Source organism: Kribbella sp. CWNU-51, from assembly GCF_054073265.1.
Genome location: NZ_JBSXMZ010000040.1, coordinates 33,121 through 46,677, shown reverse-complemented (window position 1 = coordinate 46,677; position 13,557 = coordinate 33,121). Strand labels below are relative to the sequence as shown.

11 protein-coding genes are annotated in these 13,557 nt (G+C 69.1%); 4 read left to right on the top strand and 7 right to left on the bottom strand.

The genetic code is table 11. The annotated features are described in order from the left end of the window. The first annotated feature begins 47 nt into the window (after positions 1-47). Complete coding sequence (locus ACXC9Q_RS32740; RefSeq protein ID WP_457060525.1) at positions 48-1,103, top strand: LLM class flavin-dependent oxidoreductase; 1,056 nt, start codon at positions 48-50, stop codon at positions 1,101-1,103. On the opposite strand, the gene ACXC9Q_RS32735 is transcribed toward ACXC9Q_RS32740, so the two are convergent. After that, a complete protein-coding gene (locus ACXC9Q_RS32735) occupies positions 1,100-3,001 on the bottom strand; it encodes a glycoside hydrolase family 76 protein (RefSeq protein WP_457060524.1) in 1,902 nt (633 codons plus the stop codon). The genes ACXC9Q_RS32740 and ACXC9Q_RS32735 overlap by 4 nt on opposite strands. Positions 3,002-3,137: 136 nt before the next feature. Next, the gene (locus ACXC9Q_RS32730) at positions 3,138-3,917 is read right to left on the bottom strand and encodes an NAD(P)H-dependent oxidoreductase (RefSeq protein ID WP_457060523.1); all 780 of its coding nucleotides are present in this window, start codon (positions 3,915-3,917) and stop codon (positions 3,138-3,140) included. Positions 3,918-4,062: 145 nt separating this feature from the next. On the opposite strand from ACXC9Q_RS32730, the gene ACXC9Q_RS32725 reads away from it, so the two are divergent. Continuing rightward, positions 4,063-4,914, top strand: a complete 852-nt coding sequence (locus tag ACXC9Q_RS32725) for a helix-turn-helix transcriptional regulator (RefSeq protein WP_457060522.1) — start codon at positions 4,063-4,065, stop codon at positions 4,912-4,914. An 81-nt stretch (positions 4,915-4,995) separates the two neighbouring features. After that, the gene (locus tag ACXC9Q_RS32720) at positions 4,996-5,769 is read left to right on the top strand and encodes a peptidoglycan recognition protein family protein (protein WP_457060521.1); all 774 of its coding nucleotides are present in this window, start codon (positions 4,996-4,998) and stop codon (positions 5,767-5,769) included. 71 nt (positions 5,770-5,840) lie between these two features. On the opposite strand, the gene ACXC9Q_RS32715 is transcribed toward ACXC9Q_RS32720, so the two are convergent. The 4 genes from ACXC9Q_RS32715 to ACXC9Q_RS32700 all read right to left on the bottom strand — a co-directional run bounded on the left by ACXC9Q_RS32715 (position 5,841) and on the right by ACXC9Q_RS32700 (position 11,661). Beyond that, positions 5,841-8,000, bottom strand: coding sequence for an MMPL family transporter (locus tag ACXC9Q_RS32715; protein WP_457060520.1), 2,160 nt, complete (start codon positions 7,998-8,000; stop codon positions 5,841-5,843). An 807-nt stretch (positions 8,001-8,807) separates the two neighbouring features. Further along, the gene (locus ACXC9Q_RS32710; RefSeq protein WP_457060519.1) at positions 8,808-10,397 is read right to left on the bottom strand and encodes a DUF6297 family protein; all 1,590 of its coding nucleotides are present in this window, start codon (positions 10,395-10,397) and stop codon (positions 8,808-8,810) included. Further along, positions 10,394-11,047 (bottom strand): ABC transporter ATP-binding protein, encoded by a 654-nt coding sequence (locus tag ACXC9Q_RS32705; protein ID WP_405065666.1) that lies wholly within the window; start codon positions 11,045-11,047, stop codon positions 10,394-10,396. The genes ACXC9Q_RS32710 and ACXC9Q_RS32705 overlap by 4 nt, the downstream gene beginning before the upstream one ends. Further along, positions 11,044-11,661 (bottom strand): O-methyltransferase, encoded by a 618-nt coding sequence (locus ACXC9Q_RS32700; RefSeq protein ID WP_457060518.1) that lies wholly within the window; start codon positions 11,659-11,661, stop codon positions 11,044-11,046. The genes ACXC9Q_RS32705 and ACXC9Q_RS32700 overlap by 4 nt, the downstream gene beginning before the upstream one ends. A 112-nt stretch (positions 11,662-11,773) precedes the next feature. On the opposite strand from ACXC9Q_RS32700, the gene ACXC9Q_RS32695 reads away from it, so the two are divergent. After that, on the top strand, positions 11,774-12,751 hold the full coding sequence (locus ACXC9Q_RS32695) for a carbohydrate kinase family protein (RefSeq protein WP_457060517.1): 978 nt from the start codon (positions 11,774-11,776) through the stop codon (positions 12,749-12,751). Between the two features lie 50 nt (positions 12,752-12,801). Here the strand turns inward: ACXC9Q_RS32695 and ACXC9Q_RS32690 are convergent, their stop codons facing one another. Continuing rightward, complete coding sequence (locus ACXC9Q_RS32690) at positions 12,802-13,518, bottom strand: GntR family transcriptional regulator (protein ID WP_457060516.1); 717 nt, start codon at positions 13,516-13,518, stop codon at positions 12,802-12,804. Positions 13,519-13,557: the final 39 nt, after the last annotated feature.

The window sequence follows — 13,557 nt, the reverse complement described above, 5'->3', positions numbered from 1 at the left end:
CGAGACGATTGAAAGTCGACTAATCAGGTAAACATAAACTGCTTTGCATGACCTTCCTCTGGTACATCCCGAACCAGGTCGCTCCCGGCCATCGCGGGGACGACACCGTCCAGGGACACAACAGCCTCGAGCGGTTGACGGAGCTGGCCCGGCTCGCCGAGGACCGCGGCTGGGCCGGTGCGCTCCTCGGCACCGGGTGGGGCCGGCCCGACACGTTCACGGTCGCCGCCGCGTTGGCCGCGCGTACGACGACCTTCCAGCCGCTGGTCGCGATCCGGCCGGGCTACTGGCAGCCCGCGCACTTCGCGTCCGCGGCGGGGACGCTCGACCAGCTGAGCGGCGGGCGACTGCTGATCAACATCGTGTCCGGTCAGGACAATCTGGCCGCGTACGGCGACTCCGAGGGCGACCAGGCCCAGCGGTACGCGCGGACCCGTGAGTTCCTGCAGTTGGTACGGCGCCTGTGGACCGAGGAGGACGTCACGTTCACCGGCGACCACTTCTCGGTCACCGGGTCCACGGTCGCGACGCGTCCCGTCGTACGCGAAGGCAGGCCGCATCCGCGGCTGTACTTCGGCGGTGCGTCGGAGGCAGCGCAGCGGGTCGCAGCGACCGACGCCGACGTGCAGCTGTTCTGGGGCGAGCCGTTGGACGGGATCGCCGAGCGGATCAGCCGGCTGCGGGCGCTGGAGTCCGAGCTCGGTCGCGAGCACCCACCGCTCGAGTTCGGACTGCGGATCACCACGCTCATCCGCGACACCACCGAGGGGGCCTGGGCGGACGCGGAGGCCAAGGTGGCGAAGATGGCCGAGGCCCAAGGTTCTCGCGATCGCCGGTGGTTCAAGGCGGTCGGCCAGCAGCGGCTGCTCGAACTCGCCGAGCGCGGCGAGGTCCTCGACGACAACCTCTACACCGCTCCCGGCAAGTACGGCGGAGGCGGCGCCGGTACGACGTGGCTCGTCGGGTCGGCCGACGACGTCGCCAAGTCCCTCCGCAAGTACCAGGACCTCGGACTCACCCACTTCATCCTGTCCGACACGCCGTACCGCGAGGAGACCGTCCGCGTCGGCGACCAGCTCCTCCCACTGCTCAAGAACGCCTAGCCGTAGGTGGCGCTCACGTGGTAGACGCGGCCGCCCCAGCCGTCGGTCGGGAACGAGTCGGAGACTCGGACATAGGCGGCCTTGTCCGGGCCGAGGTAGGGGGTCAGGTCGATGGTCTGGTCCGCCTTGTTCTCGCCGTCGTGGAGCTGCCGGGTCTCGGTCAGGACAGTGGTCCAGTTCTGACCGTCACCGCTGACCTGAACGACGTACTCGTTGTCGATCGTCAGCACCGCGTGCGCCGCGGTAGTGTCGGCCGGGAACGGGAAGCGGTAGACGAAGTAGGAGTTGCCATCGGCGAACCGGTTCTGTACGCCGTTGCTCTGTGAGCCGTCGGCGTCCCACAACCAGGGCGTCTCGGCCGCCGTACCGGTGTCGAAGTCGACGGTGCGCGCAACCAGGATGTCGGCCTGCGCACTGAACGCCAGCCGGCTACCGGATGTCGCCGTCGCGGTCACCGGGTAGTGCCCGTCCGTCGTGCCGGCGGGAATCGTCACGTCCAGCTGGACACTCGATCGCGCGGGTACGGCGTTCCCGTGCGGATGGAGCGTGGTCGTCGCACGCGCCGGCGTCACGGCCCACCCCGCGGGCGCTGCCGCCTTCACCTCGACCTTGAGCGTGCCGGCCGGCGCAGTGGCCTGTAGATCGACCTTGAGCTTGACATGGGTCGGGCCGCCGCTCGCCGGCATCACCACCGGCTGGGCCGGACTCAGCGTCGCGGACAGTGAATGATCAGGAGTCTGCTTCGGTACGGCGGCGATCAGAGCACTCAGCGCACTGGCCTGTGTGCGCCAGTCGAACGCGTTGGGGTGATCGGCATTGGTCAGACCCGACCAGCGCTCACCCAGCCGTCCGGACGCGTCGCGGTCGTGGTCCCACACACTGTTGGCTTGCTGCTGGACGAAGGCGACGTACCGCGGGTCGTGGGTGGTGTCGGCGAGATCCATCCGGTACCGCTGGAAGATGCCCTTGAACTGCTTGCCATTGTCATCGCACTGCCGGTCCGGAGCATCGCAGTACTCGGTCAGTACGCCGTCCGACACCAGTCCGCCGGATCCGATCGATGCGTCGGCCAGCCGCCGTACGGTGGTCAGCAACCCTGGATCCCGGGTCGCCCGCCACAGCTCCAGGCCGGCGCCGATCGCCAGCCCCTGGTTGTAGCTCCACACCGTGCCGCCGTTGTTCTCGCAGTTGCTGTTCAGACCGTCGTTGACCAGACCGTCGGAGTTGATCATCATGCCGCTGCTGTTGAGCCAGTTCCAGCCGTCCTGCGCCCGGCCGAGCCAGCGGTGGTCACCAGGCAGCCGGTTGTGCAGCTCGGCCGTGAGCCGGATCCAGAGTCCGTTGGTGACGGCGTTCTTGTACGTCCGCTCCCCGTCCCACCAGACGCCACCACCGCACGTGCTGGGATCCCAGTACCCCTCGACGTACTCGGCGATCGTGACCGCCATGTCGAGGTACTTGCGATTCTTGGTGAGGTCGTAGGCCTGCACCCAGGTCAGACCCCACCACTCGGAATCGTCGATCGCGCGACTGGTGAAGTTGCCGAGCAGCGGATCGCCCGAGAGATATCCCGCCGGGAACGCTCCCTTGTCCTTCTCGAACGTGTTGTCCAGCTGGGACAGATAGCGCCGGTCGCCAGTGCGCTGCATGTAGTCGCCGATCGTCTGCAGCGCGACCGCCGAGTTCCACCAGCTCGACGGGAACCACGCCTTCACCGGCTCGTACGAACTCATCAGCACGTCGGCCGCGACCCGGGCCCGCGCGACGGCGGTCGCGCCCTCGGTACCGGGGCCCGGATCGGCTCCGGCCGGCTGTGCCGAGGCCAACCCGAGGCCCAGCGCGACGGCTCCGGCCAGGACGGCGCGCAGGGCGCGCGCCGGACGATTCACGACGACCATGATCGATCTCCTCGAGTACCTCGGGCGGCGAGAGTTGGAAACGTTTCACCGCTTCCTCGCGGAACTTCATCAAGCCCCGACAACGATGTCAAGACCTCGGCTCGAAGCGATCGTTCGTCCTGCGGCTCGGCGGTGGCTAACCCCGAACGTGCAGGCCGAAACCCTTGCGGCCCGGCACTTCCAGGCCCTCCTTCAACTGCAGTGACGGGATCTCGTAGTCACCGAAGTTCTGCCGACGGAACGCGATCGGCTCGGTCGTCTCCAGCGACAGCAGCCGCTCCTTCCACGCCTTCGCGGCGTCCTCGACGTCGCCGTCGGTGAACCGGTCGGTGCCGTACAGCACGAACGGCGGCAGCACCTCCAGGCCCGGGTAGTACAGGATCCCGTGGTGGATCGGGAACAGCAGGTCCTCGATCGGGCCGTTGATCCCGCGATCGGTGTAGTGGGACTCCGGGCCGCCGACGGTCACCGACAGGATCGCCCGCCGCCCCTGCAGCGTTCCCTCACCGAAGCGCTCGCCGTACCTGGTCTCGTCGTGCACCCCGACGCCGTACGCGAAATGGTAGGAGAACACCCGGTCCACCCAGCCTTTGAGGATCGCCGGCATCGTGTACCACCACATCGGAAACTGGAAGACCACCGTGTCGGCCCACAGCAGCTTCTCCTGCTCGGCCGCCACATCGGGCGTCAGCGCGCCGGCGTCGTGCGCGCCGGCCGAACTCGGTATCACCCGCAGCGGGCTGGTGGCGTACTCGCCGAAGTCCGCCGCGTCCACCACGGCCTTCCAGTTCATCGCGTACAGGTCGCTCACCCGCACCTCGTGCCCGGCGGCTTCGAGAGTAGAGACGGCGACGTCCTTCAGTGAGCCGTTCAGCGAACGCGGCTCAGGGTGGGCGTAGACGATGAGTGTCTTCATGGTTGTTCCCTTCAACGAGGTGTGTCGCCACAGATGCTCTGCTGTCGAGGGCCGCGTCATCCAGAGGCGCCTCTTCCATCGGCCGGGCCTTCCTGGTATTGGCAGGACCACCCTTTACGGCCGTTGGCTGAGCCATACTTGGCGCGTGGACGATCTGGCAGGCTTCCTGCGCACCCGGCGCTCCCGGGTCGACCCTTCCGCCGTCGGCATCCCCACCGACAGCCGCCGCCGCGTCGAAGGGCTGCGCCGCGAAGAGGTCGCGCACCTGTCCGGGGTCAGTGTCGACTACTACGTACGGCTGGAGCAGGGCCGCGCCACCCAGCCCTCCGAACAGGTCCTCGACGCGCTCGCCCGCGTCCTCGGCCTGGACGAGACCGAACGCGAGCATCTGTACCGGTTGGCGCGGCAGCGCCGCCGCCGCGCGAAGTCGCCCAGCGGGCGCCTGCGACCGGAGTTGCTGCGCGTACTCGAGCTGGTCACAGCTGCACCCGCGCTGATCATGAACCACCGGCTGGACGTAGTCGCCGGGAACCGCCTCGCCGGGCTCCTCTACGGCCGGGAGATGCCGGGCCTGAACACCGCCCGGCACATCTTCCTCGAGGAGGCGGAGCGTGGCCTCTACGCCGACTGGGAGACCTGCACCCTCGACGTGGTCGGGCACCTTCGGCTGGCGGCCGGGCAGTCCCCCGACGATCCGGGCCTCGCCTCGCTGATCGGCGAGCTGGCGATGGGCAGCAAGCGCTTCCGCCGCCTCTGGGCCCGCGCCGACGTGCGCGCCCGAACACACGGACGCAAGGCGTACCGGCATCCGCTGGTCGGACTACTGGAACTGCACCAGGAGAACTTCGCACTGCCGGGCGAATCAGGTATGGAGCTGCTGGTGCTGTCCGCGGCGCCCGGGAGCCCCGCCGAGGATGGGCTGCGCCTGCTGGGCGCGCTCAGTGGTGATAGACATCCCACAGTGAAGGTGGCGGATCCACTGACTGTTAGTGCTTGACGTCAGGTGCCGCGTGTGATCGGTTGATTACCGAGCGCCAGCGTGGGGTATGCGGTGCTGTGAGGCATGTGAGGAGCACTGATGGTCGAATATCTGCCCCGGTCCGCGTGGAACGCGCGACCGCCGACCGCCGGGCCTGGCAACCTGACCGTGTCCCGGGTCGAGGGCGCGGTGATCCACTGGCCCGGCACCGGGTCGACGAGCGTCATCCACACCAAGGCCGCGGTCGCGTCCGCGTTGCGCGGGTGGCAGGACTACCACATGGACACCCGCGGCTGGTCGGACATCGCGTACCAGGTCGCCGTCGACCAGTCCGGCCGGGCCTGGACGCTGCGCGGTCTGCGCACCCAGTCGGGCGCCAACGGCAACAACGACGTGAACGAGCGGTACGGCGCGATCCTGCTGGTGCTCGTCACCGGTGAGCAGCCGACCGCGGCGATGAAGGCGACCACCCGTGCGGTGATCGCGGACTTCCGCCGGCTCTATCCCCGCGGCACGGCGATCAGGCCGCACTCCGCGGTCCGCCCCGACCCGACCGACTGCCCCGGTCCAGCAGCCCGGGCGGCGATCGCCCGCGGTGACTTCACCCCAGGCCACGTGGAGGACGATTTGCCGTACACACAAGCTCAGCTCAGGGCCATGATGCAGGCCGAGATCGAGGAGTACATGAAGCGGTTCTGGGCTGCCCCCACCGGCACCGGCACCGCGCTCCGCCAGCAGTTGAACCGCATCGAGGCCGCCGTCACCCGCGCGGCGATCAGCGAGGACGCCGGTCTCGACCAGCCCCTCGTCCCCGATGCACCACCAACACCCGATCCAGAGCAGCCGGCGGACCAGGAGCCCGCGACGCAATAGGGCGAGGCCCTTGACGGGCCGTCGGACGGGGCTCCGGCTCTCGCCGGAGCCCCGTTGCGGTACGCCGTACGTCAGTTCTTCGCCGACGGTTCGAGCTCCCGGGCGTCGGAGTCGGCGGCCTCCACGTTCGCGGCCTCCTTCCGGTCCTGGTGGCCCGGCCACCAGGCGGCGTGGCCGATCAGTGCGGTCAGGCTCGGGGTGAAGAACATTGCCATCACGAACGCGGCGACGACGATGCCGAAGGAGACGGCGAATCCCATCTCGGTCAGCAGCGAGTTGCCCGCCAACATCAAGGTGGCGAAGGTGGCCGCCAGGATGAACCCGGCCGCGGCCACGGTCGGACCGGCGTGCCGCACCGCCCTGCTGGCGGCCTCGCGCGGATCGCGGCCCTCCCGCGCCTCCTCACGGAGCCGGGAGATCATCAGGATGTTGTAGTCCGTGCCGATGGCGACCACGAACAGGTACATGATCACCGGGAGCATGAACATCAGCCCCGAGTGTCCCTGACCCTTCTGGAAGATGAGCACCGTCGCGCCGAGCGTGGCGCCGAAGCCCAGCCCGACAGAGGCCATCAGGTACCAGGGCGCCACCACGCTGCGCAGCAGCAGGCCGAGGATGATCATGATCAGCAGCGCGGCGAGCGGGAACACCGTGCGGTAGTCGTGGTTCACCGCGGCGTTGATGTCCTTGTAGATCGACGACATACCGCCGACGAGCGCCTTCGTGCCGGGCGGTGCGTCGGCGTGCGCGACGTCGCGGACGTCGCCGACCGCGCTGATCGCCTGGTCGGTGGCCGACCCGTACTTCAGCGTGACTGTGATGTTGGCGGTCCGGCCGTCCTTGCTGATCGCGGCGGGCTGGACGTCGGCGACACCCGCGACCGCGCTGAGCTTGCGCTCGTACGCGGGCAGCGCAGCCGTGTCGAGCCGGCCGTCGCCGGTCGAGGTGACCAGGACCGAGGTCGGTTCGGCGGCGCCGGCCGAATAGGCGTTCTGCATCTCGGTCTGGACGACCATCGACTCCTGGGTCTTCGGCATCGACCCGGACGCCAGGTCGAAGGTGGGCTTGAAACCGAAGGTGCCGAGCGCCAGCGCGACCATGACCACGCCGGAGACGCCGGCGAAGAGGGCCGGCCGGCGCTGCACTCCGCGGCCGAGCGCCGCGAAGCGCGCGTTCGAGGGTTCCTTGCGCCACGCCTTCGACGGCCAGAACAATGCGCGCGGCGGGATCAGCGAGCAGACCGCCGGGAACAGCGTCAGCGCGGCGAGCAGCGTCACCGCGACGGTGATGGCCAGCGCCGGGCCCATCTGCCGGAGGAAGCCGAGCGTCGACACGAGGAGCGCGAGGAACGAGATCATCACCGCACCGGCTGCCGAGGCGATCGCCTCGCCGACCCGGCCGACCGCGTTGACCATCGCCTGCTTGGGCTCATCGCCGGCTCGCAGGCGTTCCCGGTAGCGGAACATCAGGAACAGGTAGTAGTCGGTGCCGACCCCCAGCAGTACGACGATCAGCAATGCCGACATCGAGCTGTCCGCCTGGAGCCCGAAGAGTTTGGTGGCGTCGGCGATGAGCGAGTTGGCGGTGGCGGACACCAGGGTCATCAGGAGGAGCAGCGGCAGCACCGCGAGGATCGGCGACCTGAAGATGATCAGCAGTGTGATCAGGATGATCGCGAAGGTGCCGACCAGCGCCATCGCGTTGGCGCGGGTGGAGGAGTCCTGCTGGTCGAGGCCCTGCGCCGCCGAACCGCCGAGCTTGGCGTCGAGCTGCGTGCCCTTCGTGAGCTCCTTGGCGTCCGCGCGCAGCGCCTTCGCGGCGTCCAGCTGTGTCGTCTGACCGGCGCTCTTGGTGTCCATCGAGACCAGACCCAGCACGTACCGGCCGTCCTTCGACGGCGGCCCGGGAACGACCTGCTGGACCTGATCGATCTTCTTCGCGGCCAACTCGGCGGTGATGCGCCCCGCGTCCTTCAGATCGTCCGGCGTCAGCTTGCCGCCGTCCGAACGCTGGTACAGCACGATCGCGGACGGCGTGAAGGCACTCGGGAACGCACTCTGCTGCAGATCCGCAGCCTGGATCGACTCGTAACTCTTGGGCAAGAAGCTGGTCTCGTCGCTACTCGACGGCAGGCTCGGTGCCGTAGCGGCAATGGCGACCGCGGCAACGATCCACACCACGATCGTCCACACGGAATGACGGACGACAACGCGCCCGATGCGATGAAACATCTCGGTCTGCCTCCGGGCAGTGATTGGTAGAAGGTCAACCGCCACGCTGACCCACTCCCCTGACGCCGCCCAGTCACCCCCCTGACACCACCCCTGACACGCCGCCCCGAACCACCCACCCCAGCCCGCACCACCACCCCGCCCACAACAACAGCCGCCCCGCAGCCGATCCCTCGAGCCACTTACCCCGTCTTCTCGGACCGCACCCCGGCTACACGCCAAGCCCCACCCGCCGACAACCCGGTGCCAACCACACCAGCCCACGCACGCCGCCCAAGGCGACAACAACAGCCGCCACCGAAGGCGGCCTCCTTTAGCCACTCCCCACGTCTGTTGGACCCCCGACCACACGCCAGTCACCCGCCCCCCACAGCCCTCGGCGCCAACCACGCCAGCCCGCGACACCTGTTCGCGCACGCCGCCGCGAAGCGCCGCGCCCCTTCGTCGAGTCGTGGAATGGGGCCGCGGACACCACGCAGTTCACAACCACAATCCGCGACTCGAGGTTTCGCTGCGCAGCCGTACACCACGACTCGATGGGCGGCTGTAGACCAGTGGGATAGAGAGGTGGGGACCCGGGAGCTGCCCTTTTGGGCGCACCCAACCAACTGTGTCCTTAGCCAGTCACCACGCCTTGTCGGACCTCGCCCAGGCTGCACCAGGGCACCACCTGCCACAGTCCTCGGCGCCAACCACACCAGCGCGGGACACCAGCCCGCGCACCGCCGGAGGCGGGGCATCAGACAGCCGCCGCGAAGCGGTGTCCTTTGGCGCACCAAACTAACTGGGTGCACTAATCGGGTGAGGTTACTCGGTTTTGGGGCGTACGGCGAACATGATCATGAGCACGATGGAGGGGATGATCAGGACCCAGGTGGAGCTGATTCCCAGGAGGACCGGGGCCAGGCAGACCAGCAGCAGGTCGAAGCCGCGCATCGGCTGGGAGAACAGGCCCGGCGGGATGGCGCCCATGGGCGAGGCGACCAGAGGTCCGGAGTACGACGGGGGCCGGGCCGACGCCTGACGTACGGCGCCGGCGAGCATGCCGGCCGCAACCGCGAAAGTGGCCGGCCCGTTCCCGATCGCCGGCGACGCCAGCAGGGACCACAGCGCCGCGAAGCCGGCCGGGACCACCGCCATGATGACGCGGAGATCGCGCAGGTCCATCCCCAACGCGCGCACCAACCCGGTCGACCGGCACACCGACCGCAGCCCGTCCATCAACGGACGTACGGCGACGAACCCGGCGAACCCCGCAGCGATAGGCACCAGTACGTCGAAGCCCGCGCCGGAAACCGCATACGGGACGACGAGCAGCGCGAAGCCGATCACGAGTCGCCGCGGCCACCTGAGGATCCGCAGGAACTCCCGATGTATCAGAGCCGACCCTCGCGACCCACGACCGCGCCGCGAATGCACTCGCCCCTTCAACCGCCAGTGCCGACCGGACACCACGTCGGCCAGCATGCTGATATCCAGACTGCTCGCCGCTCCGGCGAGACCGGCCAGCAACTCCCCGCCCGCGATCACGCTCGTCCGGCTGAGTTTGTCGAGCGTCTGCGAGGTGACGACGACGAGCGCCACACACAGCACCAGCGCGACCGCACAGATCATCAGCAGCCACGTCTGCGACGAGCCGAGCAACAGCGCCGGCCCGGACGACGTCCAGTCGCGGCTGGTCGGGGGATTGCCGGAGCCGGTGAAGGTCGAGACGATGACGAGGTTCTCGAAGGTGTCCTGTTGCGAGCGAGGCTGCAGCGCGAGCGCCACCGCCGGAACCACCGCAGCAATCAGCAGAAGATCCGCGATCCGCAGCGCCCAGCGCGACCGCTGGGCCGTCTGCTGCGCCCAGACCGTCACCGTCCCGACGCAGACGAGCAGGGCCGCCATCAGCGCCGACACCTCGGTCACGTCGGCGAACCTCGATCCCAGCAGCGCCCAGATGATCGCCGAGGCAACGAATCCGACCACCGCCACCACGCCCATCACCAGCCGGTACGTCGGCCGCAGCAAAGACGCCCGATTCACCGGAGTGGCAAGCAGCCAGAAGCCGGTCGCCTGCGACGCGGAGACGGGACCCACGCTCAGCAGCACCCGGAGCGTGGTTGCCAGGAGCAACGGCACCACGATCCACGGCGTCCAGTGCGACAGCTCACCACAGGTGAACGACCGGCAGCTGGCGGCGTTGGAGTTGAGGTGGTGGACCACGTTGCCGCCGGTCGCGCCGAGCATGGCGAGGGTGAAGATGACCAGGTAGGCGTCCTCGAACACCTGCCAGAACGACCGGTCCGCGTGCCGCCGCCGGGTCGTGCGCATCCATTGGCGCAGTGCGCGGGATGTCGGGATCGCCCCGAAGTCGTTCGGGTCGAAGACGACCGGGCCTTCTGCTGAGCTCATGGCAGCGGGGTGAGGGTGACGACGGAGTCGGCGACGGCCTCCACCAGGGCCGGGTCGTGGCTGGCGAACAGGATCGAGGTGCCGGACTTCTTCTCCTCGATCAGGCGGTCCGACAGCCACTGGACGCCGTTGGTGTCGAGGCGCGCCTCGGGCTCGTCGAGGACCATCAGCTTCCGGGGGCGAACCAGCGCCGTCGCCAAGGCGAGGCGACGGCGCTGACCGGAGGACAACGAGCCGGGCAGTTGGTCGGCGGCGGGGAGCAGGCCGATGTCGTCGAGGAGCGTGTCGACCAGGTCCTCCGGCTCCGGGTTGCCGTGCGCGCGGGCGAGCAGGTCCAGGTGTTCGGCCGCGGTCAGGTCCGGGAAGAAGTCCAGGTCGTCGAGCAGGGTGGCGACATCACGCCGTACCGTCTCGGCTCGCTCGTCGATCGGCAGGCCGTCGAGCAGGATCTTGCCGGCCGCGGGCTCGGCCGAGCCGACGATGCACTTGAGCACGGTCGTCTTGCCGGCGCCGTTCGGCCCGACCAGGGCGATCGCCTGGCCCGCGGACAGGGTGAACGTGAGTCCCTCGATCACCGGCCGGTCGCCGTACTTGTGCTGCAGGTCCGTCACTGCCAGTCGCGCCGCGGCCCTGCTCCCCGCCTTGCTCACTTCTTGCGGACCAGGGTGAGTCCGTCGCCGATGCCGAGCATGACCACGTCGACCCGGTCGTCCTTGGCGATGTGCGCGTTGAACTCCTTGCGGTCCGCCGGGCCGTCCGGATCGGCCACCCGGCCGCCGGCCAGCGTGTTGTCGAACAGCAGCAACCCGTTCGGCCGGACGAGCGGCAGCACGGCCTCGAAGTACTGGATGTACCAGTCCTTGTCGGCATCCACGAAGGCCAGGTCGAACTCGCCGTCCAGCTGGAGGACCGACTCGTGCGCGTCACCGATGCGCAGGTCGATCTTGTCCGCCACGCCGGCCCGCTCCCAGTACTTGCGGCCGATCGACGTCCAGTCCTCGTCCACGTCCAGGCAGATCAGCTCGCCGTCGGCCGGCAGACCGCGCGAGATCGCCAGCGCGGAGAAACCGGTGAAGGTCCCGATCTCGACCGCCCGGCGGGCCGAGATCAGCCGCGTCAGCGTGGTCAGGAGCGCGGCCTGGTCGGAGGTGGTCAGCATCCGCGCGGGGCCGCCGAGCGCCTCGGTCTCGGCCACCAGCTCGGTCGCGATCTCGTCCAGCGGCATCCCGTGCGCGACCATGTAGTCGTGCAGTTCCTCGGTCACAGGTACCTGATGGCCCATGAATTCCCGCCCTCCATGTATTAGATCGGTCGCCTGTAGTCTCTATGGGTTGTCCGCACGTCGCACACCCACCCCACCTGAGGGAGCACCCCGTATGCGCATCGCCGTCGCCGGATCGATCGCGACCGACATCCTGATGACGTTCCCGGGCCGGTTCAAGGACCAGTTCCTCGAGGAACAGATGCACAAGGTCTCCCTGTCGTTCCTGGTCGACGAGCTGGTCGTTCACCGCGGCGGCGTCGCGGCGAACATCTGCTACGGGATGGCCCAGCTCGGGCAGCCGTCGCTGCTGGTCGGCTCGGTCGGTGCCGACTTCGCCGAGTACGGCGCGGCGCTGACGACCGCCGGTGTGGACGTGTCGCACGTGCGCGTCTGTGAGAACGTACACACCGCCCGGTTCACCTGTACGACGGACCTCGACGCGAACCAGATCGCCTCGTTCTACACCGGCGCGATGGCGCAGGCGCGGGAGCTCGATCTGGGCGCGATCCACGCGAAGTCCGGCGGGATCGACCTGGTGCTGATCGGTGCGGACGACCCCGACGGCATGCTCAAGCACACTGAACTGGCGAAGCAGCACGGGATCGCGGTGGCGGCGGACCCGTCGCAGCAGATGGCGCGGATGGACGGTGCCGATATCCGCCGGCTCATCGACGGGGCGGCGTACCTGTTCAGCAACGAGTACGAAGCCGGCCTGATGGTGCAGAAGACCGGCTGGAGCCATGGCGAGATCCTGGAGCGCGTGGGCGTCCGGGTCACCACCCACGGCGGCGACGGCGTCGTGATCGAGGACTCCAGCGGGATCCTGGCCAAGGTTCCGGCTGTCCCGGCGCCGGGTCTGGTGGACCCGACCGGTGGCGGCGACGCCTTCCGGGCCGGCTACCTGACCGGCCGCGCGGCCGGCCTCGACCACGAGGCGTCCGCCCACCTCGGCTGCACGCTGGCGACCACGGTCCTGGAGACGGTCGGCACCCAGGAGTACACGCTCGACCACCCCGCCTTCCTGGACCGCCTGACCGCCACCTACGGCTCCCCCGCCGCCGCAACCGCCGCCGGAGCGCTCACGAAGTAAGCCCACCCGTCTGCGCGTCCTACTGAAGCAGGCGCCGGCTCCCTCCGGCGTCAGCTGCTTTGCGACCCTGCCCACAGGCCACGGACGTGGCCGATGTGGCGGCGCATCAACTGCTCGGCGCCGTCGCCGTCGCGCGCCTCGACCAGGTCCATCAGCTCGTGGTGCTCGGCCGCCGACTGTCCCAGCCGCCCGCTCTCGACCAGCGGTGTGAGCCCGAGCAGCCGCGTCTGCGACCGCAGGTCCGACACCAGGTCGACCAGCCTCTGGTTGCCGGAGTACGTGAGCAGCGTGACGTGGAAGACCCGGTCCGCCTCGATGTACGCAATCAGGTCACCCGCCTCCGCCGCCACCACGATGTCCTCCGCCAGCGCACGCAGCCGCGGGAAGTCCGCGGCGGGAATCGCCGGTACTACGACCCGGATCGTCGGCGGCTCGACCAGCTGCCGCAGCGAGGCCAGGTCGTCCAGGTCCGCGTCGGACACCTCGGTGACCCGGAAGCCCTTGTTCCGCAGCGAGATCACCAGGCCCTCGCGGACCAGGTCGAGCATCGCCTCCCGCACCGGCGTCGCGGACACCCCGAACCGCGCGCCCAGCATCGGCGCCGAGTACACCTGCCCCGGCTCCAGCTCGCCGGAGATCACCGCCGCCCGCAGCGCGTTGGCGACGCTGTCGCGCAGGTTCTCGCGCTGCTTCAGCCGCCGCACGCTCGGCAGTGGCCCGGCCGAGCCGTCTACGGCGCGATGAGCCGCCGAAGTCCCCTGAACCATCCGTTCACCTCCCTGGTCACCGCTCGCCGCCCATTGTGA